The sequence below is a fragment of the Bacteroides parvus genome (assembly GCF_017309675.2).
GTDB lineage: Bacteria > Bacteroidota > Bacteroidia > Bacteroidales > Bacteroidaceae > Bacteroides > Bacteroides uniformis.
Window position 1 is genome coordinate 494057 of sequence record NZ_CP084680.1, and the last position, 15871, is coordinate 509927.

A 15871-nucleotide genomic window follows, 5' to 3' on the forward strand; every position below is an offset into this window, starting at 1 on the left:
AAATGTAAACAAAAAAGTGGTTTCAAAATACATAAACTCATAAAACTGATAAGTTTTTTGCTTGTACCCGGGAAGGGAGAGGATTAAAACTATATCTTTGCACGATGGTTTACCACAGATTACACAGATTCACACAGATTGATTTAATTATAAAGTCATGAATATAACAGCTATACATCAGATATTCCTAACATGTACCAGTGTCACTACTGACAGCCGTAACTGCCCCCAAGGTTCTTTATTCATTGCACTGAAAGGCGAGTCGTTCAACGGAAATGCCTTTGCCGCCCGGGCGCTGGAAAGCGGAAGTGCTTATGCCATAGTAGATGAAGAAGCCTATGCCCCCGCAGGCGATACACGATACATCGTGGTGGAAAACAGCTTGAAAACCTTGCAACAACTTGCCAATTACCACCGTCGGCAGATGCGTACACCCATCATCGGCATTACGGGTACAAACGGAAAGACCACTACCAAGGAACTGATGTCCACCGTACTTTCGCAAACTCACAACGTGCTCTATACCTTGGGAAATTTGAACAATCACATCGGTGTTCCCCTCACCTTACTCCGCCTGCGCCCTGAACACGAACTTGCCGTAGTGGAAATGGGCGCCAGCCACCCGGGAGACATCAAGGAGCTGGTAGAGATAGCCGAACCTGACTACGGAATCATTACCAACGTAGGAAAAGCCCATCTGGAGGGATTCGGCTCTTTTGAAGGAGTCATCAAGACCAAAGGAGAGATGTACGACTATCTGCGGACGCGGAAAGAAGCTACCATCTTCATCCATAACGACAACCCCTACTTGAAAAAGATAGCCTACGGACTCCACCAGATTGCCTACGGCAGCGAGGACGAGCTGTACATCAACGGACACGTCACCGGCAATTCTCCTTACCTCACCTTCGAGTGGAAAACGGGAAACGAAAGCAAATATCACGAAGTACAAACCCAACTTATCGGTGAATATAACTTCCCCAATGCTCTGGCAGCTGTCACCATCGGACATTTTTTTGGTGTGGAACCGGAGCAAATAGATAAAGCACTGGCCGGATATACCCCACAAAACAACCGTTCACAACTGAAAAAAACAGCGGACAACACACTGATTATCGATGCCTATAATGCCAATCCCACAAGCATGATGGCTTCCATCAGTAACTTCCGGAACATGCAGGCCAAAAACAAAATGCTGATATTGGGAGATATGCGGGAATTGGGTAAAGACAGTGCCGACGAGCACCAGAAGATTGCAGACTATCTGGAAGAATGCGGATTCAAGGACGTAGCTCTTGTTGGGAAATTGTTTGCCGCCACACGCCACTCTTATCAGAGTTATCCCGATGTAACCGCACTCATCGCAGAGCTGCAAAGAGAGAAACCTTGTGGGAAAACAATTCTGATAAAAGGGTCGAACGGCATCAAGCTAAGTTCCGTAGTTGAATACTTATAATCCTATTTCATCCTTGGCCTTAAAATGAAATAGCCGACCATTGATGCAAGCACCGCTCCCGTGGTATTGGCCGCAAAATCCAGCCAGTCTCCGCCGCGGTATGTCGTGCAGTATTCTTGCAGCAACTCCACCATTCCGCTGAACAAAACGGGACAGACAAACGCCCCTGCCCATGCATGCCATAAAGGGGCGTTGTCTCTCCGGTGAGCGCGAAGAAACTCCAGCCACAGCATTCCCGACATGCCGAAATACATACAGATATGCACCACCTTGTCTATATTGGGAATCTTGCTTATTTCTGTAGAAGGCGGTTTAAAGAATGAAAGATAAATCACCGTCAGAATAATAAAAAGCGACACCGGATATTTCTTAATATAATATAGCATATACCAAATAATCAACGAACTGTGCGCAAAAGTACAGAACATTTTCTATATTTGCATGTTTTAGGTGGTATTAATAACGAATTGAAAGAAAAATCTACGTTTTATGACAAAAAGTGACAGAGCCAACTTCGGAAGCAAATTAGGTGTCATACTTGCCTCGGCAGGCTCCGCAGTCGGTTTAGGTAACATCTGGCGTTTCCCGTTTGAGACCGGGAATCACGGAGGTGCAGCATTTATCCTTGTATACCTGGTTTGCGTGCTCATTCTCGGCATCCCCATCATGATTGCAGAATTCCTCATCGGCAGGCGCTCGCGTGCCAATACAGCAAGGGCTTATCAAAAATTAGCACCCGGCACGCATTGGCGCTGGGTAGGACGTATGGGCGTACTGGCCGGATTCCTTATTCTGGGATATTACTCCGTTGTGGCAGGATGGACGCTTGAGTTTATCGGGGAAGCAGCCACAAACAGTTTTGCCGGGAAATCGGCAGCCGATTTCATCGCATCCTTCAACAGCTTTGTCAGCAACCCCTGGCGTCCGGTCATCTGGCTGGTGCTGTTCCTGCTGGCCACCCATCTCATTATTGTCAAAGGAGTGGAAAAAGGTATTGAAAAATCAGCCAAAATCATGATGCCGATGCTGTTTGTCCTATTGATAATCCTTGCCATCTGCTCTATATCTCTGCCCGGAGCAGGAGCAGGTATTGAATTCCTGCTGAAACCGGACTTCAGCAAAGTGGACGGCAATGTGTTCCTTGGAGCTATGGGCCAGGCATTCTTCTCCTTGAGCTTGGGGATGGGATGTCTCTGTACATATGCCTCCTATTTCCGCAATGATACGAACCTGCCCAAAACGGCACTCAACGTGGCCGCCATCGACACTATGGTAGCTATTTTGGCAGGATTCATCATTTTCCCTGCCGCCTTCTCTGTGGGTATCAAACCGGATGCGGGTCCCAGCCTGCTATTCATCACCCTACCGAATGTCTTTCAGCAAGCGTTCGGCAATATTCCCTGGCTGGCGATACTGCTGTCTCTGATGTTCTATATCCTACTGGCATTGGCAGCACTTACTTCCACCATTTCCCTGCACGAAGTGGTAACCGCCTATCTGCATGAAGAGTTCAAGTTCTCACGCAGCAAAGCAGCCAGATATGTGACAGCAGGTTGTATTTTCTTAGGAGTATTCTGCTCACTGTCTCTCGGTATCGGCAAGAGCTATACCGTATTCGGGTTAAACCTATTCGATTTGTTCGATTTTGTAACGGCCAAGCTAATGTTACCGTTAGGCGGTTTGTTCATTTCCATCTTCATAGGCTGGTATCTGGACAAGAAAATCGTATGGGAAGAAGTCAGCAACAACGGCACTCTGAAAGTATCCGTCTACAAGCTATTGATATTCATCCTGAAATACATTGCTCCTATAGGAATTGCACTGATTTTTATCAATGAACTGGGTTTTCTGAAATAGGCCATCATGCAGAACCCCTTCAAAGAATTCCTTTATTTCTCCCGGGGAGAAAGGCGCGGAATACTGGTTTTGATTATCGGCATCATTCTCGTCTTTCTCTCCGGGTATATTTATATATACCAAAGAGAACACCGCCCTCTCTCCGATGAAGCAATCCGGCGGCAGGCCACTGCCATGGCAGAATACGAATCGTTCATCGCATCCATACAAGAAAAGGAACAAAAATGGGACAACAGACTTAATTCTTCCTCTCCAAAACAACCGACAACCGTCTCCCTGGTCCGTTTCAATCCCAATACTGCCGACTCCGTTACTTTTTGCCGACTGGGACTGCCCGGATGGATGGCGCGGAACATACTCCGCTACCGTAGTAAAGGAGGGAAGTTCCATAAGGCAGAAAATTTCCGGAAAATATATGGAATGACAGAAAAACAATATCAGACACTCCTGCCCTATATCCACATCACTCCGGAAGACACAGAGACAAGAACCGTCCAGTTGTATAACTCTCCTTCGAGTAATAATAGCGCTGCTACTTCCCGAATTGCACCGGAAAAATATCCGGCTGGAATCCTTGTCGACCTGAACCGCGCCGACACCACAGAGCTGAAGAAAATACCAGGCATCGGTAGCGGCATTGCCCGTCTAATCATCGGTTACCGGCAACGCTTGGGAGGGTTCTACGACATCACGCAACTACAAGAAATCCATTTGGACACCAGCCAATTGCAGTCTTGGTTTTCCATCGACACCCGAGCCATCCGCCTCATCAACCTGAACCATAGTAGCATAGAGAGGCTGCGCAACCATCCTTACATCAACTTCTACCAGGCAAAGGCCTTTGTAGAATACCGAAAGAAGAAAGGCGACCTTCATAGCCTGAAACCTTTTGCACTTTACGAGGAATTCTCCGATACCGACTTAGAGAGAATCAGCCACTACATCTGCTTTGAATAACATGCCACTCTCTCAACGAGGCAAACCACCATATCGAACTTGGAAAAACCGCACTGACAGGCTCAGACCATTTTATTGATTTCCCCGTCTATCAGATGTATCGTCCGGTCGGTGAGCTGCGCCAGTCCTTCATCATGGGTTACGATAACAAACGTTTGTCCGAAACGGTTACGTAAATCAAAAAAGAGCTGGTGCAGTTCTTCCTTATTATGGGTATCCAAACTGCCGGAAGGTTCATCTGCCAGCACCACTGCCGGATGATTAATGAGAGCACGGGCCACCGCCACACGCTGCTTCTCACCTCCCGACAACTCATTCGGTTTGTGGGAGGCCCGTTCGGCAAGCCTCATGAATTCAAGAATTTCCGTAGCTGCTTCCTTGGCTTCCTGCTGTCCTTTTCCGGCAATAAAGGCCGGTATCATTACATTCTCCAAAGCCGTAAACTCCGGCAGAAGTTGGTGGAACTGGAACACAAAGCCGATATGCCGGTTGCGGAATGCGGAAAGTTCCCTCTCCCTCATACGGTTGACTTGTGTACCGTCAATAACCACTGAACCGTCATCCGGCATGTCCAACGTACCCATGATTTGCAGCAAGGTAGTTTTACCCGCTCCACTAGGGCCTACAATGCTGACAATCTCCCCTTTCTCTATCTCCAGGTCAATACCCCGTAACACTTGCAGGTTACCGAAACTCTTGGTTATATTCTCTAAATGAATCACTAGGCTATTTACAATTTGACAATTTACTATTTACTATTTGATAGTTTTCTTTCAAGTGCTATTACTATAGTCTTTTAATTACATATTCGGCCAAATAGCAGCCAAAAACTGCAGGCATGTAGCTCACTGTTCCACAGGTGGACTTCTTGTTCATCTCGTCGTCCGTCAGCAAAACGGCATTCGGGTCAGCCTGTTCAGTGCTAAAAACAACTGGAAGTTTCCGCTTTATGCCCATTTTTTGCAGACGCTTACGCACAGCCTTGCTCAATCCACAATGATAGGTATCCCATATATCGGCAAAGCGCACTTGCGAAATGTCACTCTTTGCTCCCGCCCCCATGCTGGACACAATCTTGATATGCCGCCTCATGGTTTCCACTATCAAGTGACATTTTGGAGCAAGCGTATCAATGGCATCCACCACAAAGTCATAAGCCGCAGCATCCAGCAGTTCCGGTATGTTCTCATCTTTCAGGAATACGGGCAACACTCTCAATTCCAGAGCCGGATTAATGTCCCTAAAACGTGATGCCAATATCTCCGCCTTCTTCTGCCCCAGGGTAGAATGCAGAGCCGGCAACTGACGGTTTATGTTCGTTGGCTGCACGGTATCGGCATCGACAATCGTCATCCGCCCCACTCCGGCACGGCATAGCATCTCGGCCGCATAAGCACCTACACCACCCAGTCCTACGACAAGTACATGCGCCTTGCATAGCCGTTCCATCTTTTCATCTCCCAGCAGGAGTTGTGTTCGCTGTTTCCAATCTTCCATTTTAGCTTTTCTTAAACCACTTATAGAACCATTTGCCTACCTTCTCGTAATGCTGCGACTCATTGTTGCCACGCGGATTTGAGAAGGATACCGCATCCTGCGGTTCACCCAGTTGGTCTGGATACAACACAATCAGACTATTGTTTGCAAAATATTTACTGATTTGTGCCGGCAACTTCTCGAAGGAGCTGTCATAGGAGATGGAGCCCCGACGAGCGCTGATAATCACTAACAGATGGTCAAAGTTCACTTGTCCGGTCAATATCAGTAAATCCCCCCAATCGTCCAGGCGAGAAAAGTCAGTCAATGTCTGTCCATATTTGGCTTTCACCAGCCCTTGAAGATGGGCGGTAGTCTCTTCATTGGCATAAAAATGCACCCGGCAACCCAAAGTACTCCCCAACCGACAGAAATGTTCCACCCACTTCAGGAATCCCGCCTCATACTCGGCTTTCGGAGGTACCGCCACAATCACCCGCCTGATTGTGTTAATAGGCATCAAGAATTTGGAAACCATCACCTCGCGATGCAAGCCTTTCAGCAGATTCTCCGTCAGCATACCGAAGAATGAATCCACAATATTGACCTTACGGTGCAGACCTATAATGACATCCGTTGCCGCATATTCTTTTGCCGTATGGATAATGCCCGAAGCGATATTCAAGTCGTAACGTGTGATTTGCCTCAACGGCACATCTGCCGAGGCCGTTATCATAGCAGCCTTTTCCAGATAGCGTTTCCCACGCAATTCGGCACTTTCAGAACTGCTATCGTCGTTGATGACATTCAGTGCCAACAGATTATCCCGTTGCTTCGGGTCGCGTATCACCAAAGAAAGATTTATCAGGTCTTCAATCGTATCGGGGTTGGCTATCGGAATCAATATCTTCTCCGCTTCCACGGAGCGGTTTTCTTCCAGATGCGCCTCCTCCATGGCAATCTTCCGTGCGGCACGTTCCGTAATGAACGAACTCACAACGCAAGTTACAAGAATCAGCAGGACGGTACCATTCAAAACATCATCGTTCAGCAAGCGTTCCCCATTGGGCAGAATGATGTTGTACCCCACCAACACAGCCGCCAGCGTTGCCGCTGCTTGTGCATTGCTCAATCCGTACATCAGCTCCCGTTCAATCCCTCCCATTTTATATATTTTCTGCGTCAGCCAGCAGGCAATCCATTTACCTGCCAATGCCACCACAATCATTACAGCCGCTACTTTCAGAGCATCGCCATGACCGAAAATCACATGCACATCAATCAACATACCCACACCTATCAGGAAATAGGGAATAAACAAGGCGTTGCCCACAAACTCCAGATGGTTCATCAACGGAGAGACATGCGGAATCAGCCGGTTCAAAACCAAACCTGCAAGGAAAGCACCCAGGATACCTTCCATCCCCACAAACTCCATCAATCCGGCTCCGAGGAAAACCATGGCAAGCACAAATATGAACTGCATCACGTTGTCATCGTACCTCCGGAAGAACCAACGGCCTATGCGTGGAAACAGATATACAATCAAAATACCCAGGAAGATAACCTTTATGACAAGCCATACCCAGAAGAAGCCGTCCGACTCCCCCTTGAACATACCACCCACAACGGCCAGAACCAGCAAAGTGAGTGTATCCGTAACCGCCGTCCCCCCCACTGCAATACTCACACTGCGATGCCGCGACACACCGTAACGAATCACGATGGGATAGGCCACCAGCGTATGCGACGCATACATACTTGCCAGTAGGACAGAGGTCAGTACCCCATACTTCAACAAAGCTATATTCGTTACCAAGCCTATGCCTATGGGCACAATAAAAGCCAAGAGTCCCAGTACAAGCGCTTTGCCCCGGTTCTGTTTGAAGTCCCCCATATTCATTTCCAGACCGGCAAGGAACATGATGTAATACAAGCCTACTTTGCCGAAAAGCTCAAAACTACTGTCACGCACCAAGATATTGAAACCATGCTCCCCAATGACAAGCCCCGCCAGTATCATTCCGATAATGTGCGGAATACGAAGCTTATTCAACAATATGGGAGCAAACAATATAATGAGGAGTACAAGGAGGAATATCCATGTAGGGTCGGTGATGGGAAGTTTCAAGCTGAAGTCAAACCAATCCATAGACTATAAGTTTTAGGTTTTGAATGCAAAATAACGAAAAACTTTTCACTTTATGCGGTGCTATACAGCATTTTGTTATAAATTTGCGACCGATTCTATCTTTTTAGAGATAGTATTTCACTTTTTTATAAACTTAATTTAAAACAAAAGAAAAATGAAAGTAGCTATTGTTGGAGCAAGCGGAGCCGTGGGACAAGAGTTCCTGCGAGTGCTCGATGAAAGAAATTTCCCGTTGGACGAGTTAGTATTGTTCGGTTCTAAACGCAGTGCCGGAACCAAATATACCTTCCGCGGTAAACAGATCGAGGTGAAACTCTTGCAACACAATGATGACTTTAAAGGGGTTGATATCGCTTTCACTTCCGCAGGCGCAGGCACCTCCAAAGAATTTGCCGAAACCATTACCAAGTACGGAGCAGTGATGATTGACAATTCCAGCGCTTACCGTATGGACGACAATGTACCTTTGGTAGTGCCCGAAGTGAATGCCGCCGACGCCAAAGAACGTCCTCTCGGCATCATCGCCAACCCCAACTGTACTACTATCCAAATGGTAGTGGCACTGAAAGCCATCGAACAGCTTTCCCATATAAAGACCGTACACGTTTCTACCTATCAGGCTGCTAGTGGTGCCGGCGCTGCTGCCATGGACGAGTTGTACGAGCAATACCGCCAGGTATTGGCAGGCGAACCCGTAACCGTTGAGAAATTCGCTTACCAACTGGCATTCAACCTCATTCCGCAAATCGACGTATTCACCGAAAACGGCTATACCAAAGAGGAAATGAAGATGTACAACGAGACACGCAAGATTATGCACTCTGACGTAAAAGTCAGTGCTACTTGTGTACGTGTTCCTGCCCTCCGTTCCCACTCCGAAAGCATCTGGGTAGAGACAGAGCGTCCCATCTCCACTGAAGAAGCTCGCGAAGCATTTGCCAAAGGCGACGGCTTGGTTCTGATGGACAACCCGGCAGAAAAAGAATATCCCATGCCGTTGTTCCTCGCCGGCAAAGACCCGGTTTACGTTGGTCGTATCCGTAAGGACCTCAGCAATGAGAACGGATTGACATTCTGGATTGTAGGTGACCAAATCAAAAAAGGGGCTGCACTGAATGCGGTGCAGATTGCAGAATACCTGATTAAGGAAAAGGCACTGTAAGAGAACAATGAATAAAAAATAAGGGATGTCCTCGTTTTGTGAGGACATCCCTTATTTTTATAATCTACTTTATAATATTACCAACCTGGGTTCTGAGTCAACGCCTGACCTTTATTCTCATAAATAGTCAACTGTGCAGCCGGTATGGCACGCAAATAGTAGCGTTCCGAATTCAATTCACCAGCCTTGAATATGCGAAGTTCCTTTTCACGAAGATAATAAATATACCCTTTTTCAGTATCCTCATTACCCGGATTCTCTGGGTCGAACAGATAGAGCACTCTCTTGCCGGAATCATCTTTTGAAGATATTTCCGGATAATCGGCCATATTGACATAAGCACCCAGGAAAGACATGGTAGGATAACCATTTGCATCTTCTGAGTTTAAGTATTCAAACTTGGCCCAACGACGGAGGTCTTCACCACGACGGCCTTCCATAATCAACTCAATACGACGCTCACGACGGATTTCCCACAAAACCGGATTGACATCAGGGTCACGGGCAGGGTCATTGATAACAACCCCATTCACACTCAAGTTGCCGCCATTCAGTTGAACTTTCGGCATTGTCTTGGCTTCAGTATCTCCCCACTTCGTCAACTGACGGTCACGGAGTTCATTGATAGACTTGTCAAGGTCACTCTGCGAGAAAATGTTACCCCCCACTTGAGCAATCTCATAACGTGCTTCTACATAGTTCAGCAACACTTCCGCATAGCGGATACACGGCGCATCAGCCGGACTTAATCTACCGGTACAATAATCCAGACCAGCCACCCACCACTCGTCGTTCAAGAACTTTTTGGTAGGATATCCCGTTGGTGATGTACCTTCAGTATAATTTGTACCCATGGCGCTCATGATACGGAGGCTATCGGCAATAGTTTGATACAAACGCGGGTCACGGTCTTGAAATGACTTCTGAATACTCGGATCTTCCTTACCTTGATACAGCGGAGACTGACCTATCGGCAAACCGTCACTGCAAAGATAAGTGTTGATTACATCTTGCGTAACACCACCTTGAGTCTGATCTTCCGGGCCATTGTAGGACATCAAAGCATTACACTGCAAACCGCTTGTATATTCACGATACCAGATGACTTCCGGATTGTTAGCCAAATCGTCCGTAGTAAACAAAGCATTATAGGTATTGCCTATTGAATAGATACCAGAGTTCATCACGACCTCTGCACCATTAATGGCTCCTTGCAGCAAGTTCTTAATATCACCATCCGCCACCTTCTCTGAAGTAGGACCTACAGTAGTACCGTGATACTTCAGCCATGTGGCATGATACAGCATTTCGCGTGACATATACGCACCAACCACATATTTGTTGACTTGGCGCTTCGTATCATCCGTACGTACATTATCCAATGCATATTGAAAATCCTCTTGTATCTTCTGCACTACATACAAATAAGAATCACGGTCTTTATAAAGAGTCGGGTCTGCCGGGTCTGTCACCTTATCGTAGTAAGGAACACCGCCATAATACTTTGCCAGCGTACTATAGGCCATTGCACGGAAATAGCGTGCAATACCTTCCCAGTGTCTCTTGGCTTCGTCCGAAATATTCATTCCGGGAATCTTCTCAAGCATGACATTGGCTTTATAAATAACACTATAATTATCCGACCAAGTTCCGGTCCGGCTATTCCAGTCCGTAGTGGCAGAAGTGGAGAAATAAATATATCCTGAACCGTTTGTATTTGCATTATTCAGATTGATAAAATCATCCGTATAATCATCTCCAGAGAAATAACCGGCAAAAACTGTATAGTCGGTACCATATCCTGTAAAGTAGGAAGAATAGAAGTCTTGCGCATAAGTACGCAAAGAAGTTTCAGTCTGCCAATAAGTGTCATTGGTCTGCTTGTCCTGCGGGTCTTTATCCAAAAAATCGTCGCAACCGCAGAGCGAGCTCATTGCCAACGCACAAACGATGTATAATAAATTTTTCTTTTTCATAACTGCAATTACTATTAGATTATAAACTAAGCTGAATACCGAACGACACTGTCTTCTGATATGGATAGCTACGACCAAAGTTACGCTGGTCACTCTTACCATTGGCCGTACGTATTCCTATTTCAGGATCGATAGCAGGTTTCACACCATCAATGGTAAAAAGGTTTTCACCTGTAAAATAAACACGCAAACCTTGCACCTTGAATTTACTCAACCAAACCTTAGGAAGAGAATATCCCACAGTAAATGTCTTCAGACGCAGATAAGCCATATTCAGCAAATAGCGATCATTCACGCTATAGTTACCCGAAGCAGACTGCTGGTAATCCATCGGACGGGGATAGAAAGCATCTGTGTTTTCGGGAGTCCAATAATCCTCAGCACCTTTGTAGAAGGGTTCACCGGTAGTAAAGCCTGGCAATACCTGGTTACCTGCCGCCCAAAGTTTTCTCTTGGCTACCCCCTGGAAGAACATGCTTATATCAAAGCCTTTCCAAGCAGCATCCAAATTCAAACCAAACTGTAAACGCGGCAGGGCGTTACCTATAACACTAAGGTCACCCTTGTCATTTGTATTGGTCTGTTTTACGATTTCACCGTTGTTGTCGAGGTCTTTATAAAGCACATCACCGGGAGCAAATTGATAACCGGCAGGGAATACTTTAGTCTGGTCGGGCAAACCGGCTTTCAAAGAACCGTCAGCATTAAAGTCATCTTCCGTCAAGAAACGGTCGAACTGCAAGCCCCAGATATCTCCCAAAACCATACCTTCTTTATAAGCACTCTTATCCCACCATCCGGTAGCTCCATAAGAAGGAATCTTTGTATTATACGTCCACTTGGTTACTTCAGTCTTGTCATCGGCAACAGAAGCCGTCACGCCAAAGTGCAGACCATTCTTGAAGGTATGGCGATAGTCAATGGCAAGCTCCCATCCTTTGGTCTGGATAGTACCCATATTTTCATATGGAGCGGCAGCACCCAATGTGGCAGGCAGGTTAGCAGTAGTCAAAATATCACTGGTAGTACGGTTATACCAATCAAACGTTACTCCCAAAGCATCATTGAAGAAACGGGCATCCAAGCCAAGGTCAAGTGTAGTAACTTTCTCCCAAGTAAGGGTTGAAGACACAATAGTCGGTTTTTGCGTTGACTGTACTTTCTTTCCATCGATAATCCAACTGTCAACAGAAGTGGACAGAGTGGAGATATAACGGTCGGTACCTACATCCTGATTACCAATCATACCCCAAGAACCACGAACCTTCAAAGTACTCAAATAAGGTTTCAACGACTGCATGAACGGTTCTTCAGAAATACGGTAACCGGCAGACATAGAGGGGAAGAAACCGAAGCGGTTGCCCGAAGGGAAACGGGAGGAACCATCATAACGGCCGTTCAACTCCAACATATATCGGTCTTTGTAAGAGTAATTAAGACGTCCGAAGAAGCCTGCTACAGACCACCATGTATGCGAGGAGCTTGTAGTCTGGTCACCTGTAGCCAGATTCAATTCCGGTTTTGCAGGGTCGAGCAGACCTTTGCGTTGTGCCCAGTAATATTCATATTCGCTCTTTTCAAGGCTGGAACCTGCCATCGCCTTAAAATCATGATCTCCCCAGCGTTTGGCATAAGTTGCCACGAAGTTAGCTGTCAGATTCTCCGTGCGTCCGGTTTCCTGATATACATAATCATAAGTAGCAGCAGATAGATAACTGCCATAAGAATCACGTAATGCCTCAACAGACGGACGGGCAGTGAAGATTTCATAACCACTGGTCAAGCTCGGCGTACCATACTCCTTATAGCGATTTTCCACTGTACTGTAAGCAACATCAATATCAATTGTCAAATCTTTAATAGGTTTGATTGTTGCACCACCCGCCAAACGGAGATATTCACGTTCTTTGGTTGTAGTAGGAGCACTCTTCAACTCTGTCAAAGCATTGCGGAATTCCTTACCCTCAAAAGTACCGTAAGGCATCATCGGCTGCCAACGATATAGATAGTACATTGGATCATACAAATCACTCCCATAATTAAACGGCTTGTCATAATCAGAACGGGTAAACATGACACCTGTACGGACAGATACATATTTGTTCAATTCAGAGTTCAAAGAGATATTAGCATTATAACGTGTATAATCATCCGAATTGATTTTCATCATACCATCCTGGCTCAGATAACCCAAAGCGATATTGTAATTAGTCTTTCCGTTGCCACCGTTGATAGAAAGGCTATGGTTCTGCTGCGGAGCCCAGTCCTTGATGTATTCATCATACCAGTCCCAAGTGCGGATAAAGAACATACCGCCATCGCGGAACTCAAAGTCACGACCCAATTCCATCTCACGGCCAAACTGGTCACCATAACCATATTTATCCCAGTAATCCTTCATTTTCTGCACATGTGTAGCATCCACACGCATATTACCCACTACGTTATAAAATGCGGCAGATCCCTTAGTCTGATTGATTACACCCTGCAAGTTTATATCAGCCTGCTGCCATCCCGGAAGTTGTTCGGGTGTCTTGGTCGGCGTACGCCATGCGAAGTTATTGGTATATTTTACAGAAAGACGTTCATGTTTACTTCTTGATTTTGTGGTAATCAGCAATACGCCAAATGCACCACGAGCACCGTAAATAGAAGCAGAAGCGGCGTCTTTCAATACAGAAATACTTTCAATATCGTCCGGATTCACCATAGAAATATCCGTTACTTCCACATTATCTACAAGAATCAAAGGTTTGGAATCACCGTTTGGAGAACCGATACTACCACGAATCTTGATAGTAGGCGCACCACCTATCTCACCGGAGTTGGTAGTGATGGTCAATCCCGGCACAGCCCCCTGCAAGGCACGACCTATATCCGTGATAGGACGGCTATCGATTGTTTTGTTCACGTCCACGGAAGCCACCGCACCAGTCAGGTTCACTTTTTTCTGTGCACCATAACCTACTACGACAACTTCATCCAACAATTCCGTATCATCTTTCAAAACAACCTTCATTACCGAAGTTGCCTTAACTTCTTGAGTAGTATATCCCACAAATGATACTTGCAGAATAGCACCGGGCTTTACATTTAATTTGGAAACTCCATCCAAATCCGTAATGCCACCATTGGTCGTACCTTTCTCAATGACATTGGCACCAATAATAGGTTCACCTTTTGTATCTACAACTGTGACAGTTACAGAGATAGATTGCATCTGTTCTTGTACTCCTTGTGAGTCGTTGGATGCTGTTTGGGCAGCCATCACGTTGCCACTGCCTAAAAACAGAGCACAGATTGCCACCGCCGTAAAGAACTTACCATTGGCAAGTCCTCGTTTTTTGCGATCTTCATTCATAAGTGATTGATGATTTTGTTAATTAAACCAGTTTTTCAAAATTAGGGTAAGGGAATCATATAGTTCGGATTAGTCAGACTATTTCCGAAGGCTTCTTTAATTTCTCATAGGCGTTTTCTTTATTTAAAGGTTCACATTTTTATATTATCTCTCTTTTTTCTATTTATTTACCAAGTCCAGACGGAACTTAGTTATATATTATACAAGGTTAAAATCTTGTTAATTACTTAACTCTATTGGTTGTTTTAAGAGATAAAAAACTCGTTATTAACAAAGGTGAGAAATGATTCATTCATTTCGTCCTAACAAAGATACATTATTATTTAATATCAAGAACATTCCTTTGCATTTATTTAACTTTATATTTATACATTTGCAAAAAGGAGGTTATACACCTTATTATATAAAGAATTTAAGGTTCTTCTATATTTAAAGAATGGAATTCAATCAGGCCATTCATTGGTGTTTCTTCAATGATTTCCAGTTCGATGCCAAATTCACGGGCAACTTCCCGCAAAATGGTCGCGTAGCTGTAAGCCAATGAACCCACAAAACGAATAGGATAATTTTTGTAGTCATATTGGCAGACATTACGAGTAAAGAAATTTCTCAGATTACCGGTAATCAGCTCAAATACATAGTCATCATTGGTATAATCAGCCAAAAAATAAGATATAGTAGACAAAAAGCGATTGGGGAACGGGCGGTTATACACAGATTCCATAACCTCATTCGGACTTATACGGAACTTCTCAAAGAAATCCGCCGTTACATCTTTAGGAGCCAAACCTTTCAGTACATCAGACAAGAACATTTTGCCCAATACAGCACCACTACCCTCATCCCCCAGGATGTAACCTCCTGCCCGGACATTCTTTACAACGATTTTCCCATCATAAAAACATGAGTTTGAGCCGGTTCCCAAAATACAAGCAATGCCGGCCTCGCATTTGAACAAGCCACGTGCAGCTGCCAGCAAATCACTCTCTACCTGAATTGGAGTTTTGAATTGTGCTACCAATGAAGCTCCCAATACATTTTTCTTTTCATAAGAAGTACATCCGGCACCATAATAATAGACTTGTTCCAATTTCCTTTTGAAAAAATGCTCGGGTAATCCTAACCGCACACTTCGGCTAATCTCTCTTCTCGTTTGAAAGAAAGGATTTAAGCCCTCTGTGAAGGCTCGCTGTATCAGACGATTATCTTCAACCAGCGCCCATTCTGTTCTCGTAGAACCACTTTCTGCAATTAGTTTCATAGGTAGTTAGTTTTAGAATTGAATACAAATATATAGCTTTTTTTAATCTTTCCAAGGCTATTTCAAGAAAAAATCATTTTACTGGCCATACATCTCCCTTTTGCTCATATCCTCAATCATCCAACAAAGTATTCCCACTTTTCCAACGCAACCGCGTTTTAGTCAAAACAAGACGATAACAGACTAACAATAAGATACTATCTAACTGAATTC

Annotated in this window: 11 protein-coding genes; 4 read left to right on the plus strand and 7 right to left on the minus strand. The window is 45.2% G+C overall.

Going from position 1 to position 15871, the window contains the following annotated elements; all coding sequences use genetic code 11:
- Window positions 1-157 precede the first annotated feature (157 nt).
- On the plus strand, window positions 158-1456 hold the full coding sequence (locus JXR92_RS02080; RefSeq protein ID WP_117600254.1) for a UDP-N-acetylmuramoyl-tripeptide--D-alanyl-D-alanine ligase: 1299 nt from the start codon (window positions 158-160) through the stop codon (window positions 1454-1456).
- Window positions 1457-1458: 2 nt separating this feature from the next.
- Here JXR92_RS02080 and JXR92_RS02085 read toward each other — a convergent pair whose 3' ends face one another.
- Window positions 1459-1842 carry a VanZ family protein gene (locus JXR92_RS02085; RefSeq protein ID WP_005824913.1) on the minus strand — a complete coding sequence of 128 codons (384 nt, stop codon included), beginning with the start codon at window positions 1840-1842 and terminating at the stop codon, window positions 1459-1461.
- 103 nt (window positions 1843-1945) lie between these two features.
- Between JXR92_RS02085 and JXR92_RS02090 the strand changes: the two genes are divergently transcribed.
- Window positions 1946-3313, plus strand: a complete 1368-nt coding sequence (locus tag JXR92_RS02090) for a sodium-dependent transporter (protein WP_117600253.1) — start codon at window positions 1946-1948, stop codon at window positions 3311-3313.
- A 6-nt stretch (window positions 3314-3319) separates the two neighbouring features.
- Entirely contained in the window at window positions 3320-4270 is a 951-nt protein-coding gene (locus JXR92_RS02095) for a ComEA family DNA-binding protein (RefSeq protein WP_117965602.1), read from the plus strand.
- Window positions 4271-4332: 62 nt separating this feature from the next.
- Here JXR92_RS02095 and JXR92_RS02100 read toward each other — a convergent pair whose 3' ends face one another.
- The 3 genes from JXR92_RS02100 to JXR92_RS02110 form a co-directional block, all read right to left on the minus strand.
- Complete coding sequence (locus JXR92_RS02100) at window positions 4333-4992, minus strand: ABC transporter ATP-binding protein (RefSeq protein ID WP_117600251.1); 660 nt, start codon at window positions 4990-4992, stop codon at window positions 4333-4335.
- A gap of 64 nt (window positions 4993-5056) precedes the next feature.
- Window positions 5057-5767, minus strand: a complete 711-nt coding sequence (locus JXR92_RS02105; protein WP_117600250.1) for a tRNA threonylcarbamoyladenosine dehydratase — start codon at window positions 5765-5767, stop codon at window positions 5057-5059.
- 1 nt (window position 5768) lies between these two features.
- Window positions 5769-7898, minus strand: a complete 2130-nt coding sequence (locus tag JXR92_RS02110) for a cation:proton antiporter domain-containing protein (RefSeq protein WP_117965605.1) — start codon at window positions 7896-7898, stop codon at window positions 5769-5771.
- A 154-nt stretch (window positions 7899-8052) separates the two neighbouring features.
- Here JXR92_RS02110 and JXR92_RS02115 point away from each other — a divergent pair, with 154 nt between their 5' ends.
- A complete protein-coding gene (locus tag JXR92_RS02115; protein ID WP_117965608.1) occupies window positions 8053-9060 on the plus strand; it encodes an aspartate-semialdehyde dehydrogenase in 1008 nt (335 codons plus the stop codon).
- Between the two features lie 77 nt (window positions 9061-9137).
- Here JXR92_RS02115 and JXR92_RS02120 read toward each other — a convergent pair whose 3' ends face one another.
- The 3 genes from JXR92_RS02120 to JXR92_RS02130 form a co-directional block, all read right to left on the minus strand.
- Window positions 9138-11036: a RagB/SusD family nutrient uptake outer membrane protein gene (locus tag JXR92_RS02120; RefSeq protein ID WP_138344627.1), complete on the minus strand. Its 1899-nt coding sequence runs from the start codon at window positions 11034-11036 to the stop codon at window positions 9138-9140.
- Window positions 11037-11055: 19 nt separating this feature from the next.
- Window positions 11056-14397, minus strand: a complete 3342-nt coding sequence (locus tag JXR92_RS02125) for a SusC/RagA family TonB-linked outer membrane protein (protein ID WP_117965614.1) — start codon at window positions 14395-14397, stop codon at window positions 11056-11058.
- A 412-nt stretch (window positions 14398-14809) separates the two neighbouring features.
- Window positions 14810-15658, minus strand: a complete 849-nt coding sequence (locus JXR92_RS02130; protein WP_005824933.1) for a hypothetical protein — start codon at window positions 15656-15658, stop codon at window positions 14810-14812.
- Between the last annotated feature and the right edge of the window lie 213 nt (window positions 15659-15871).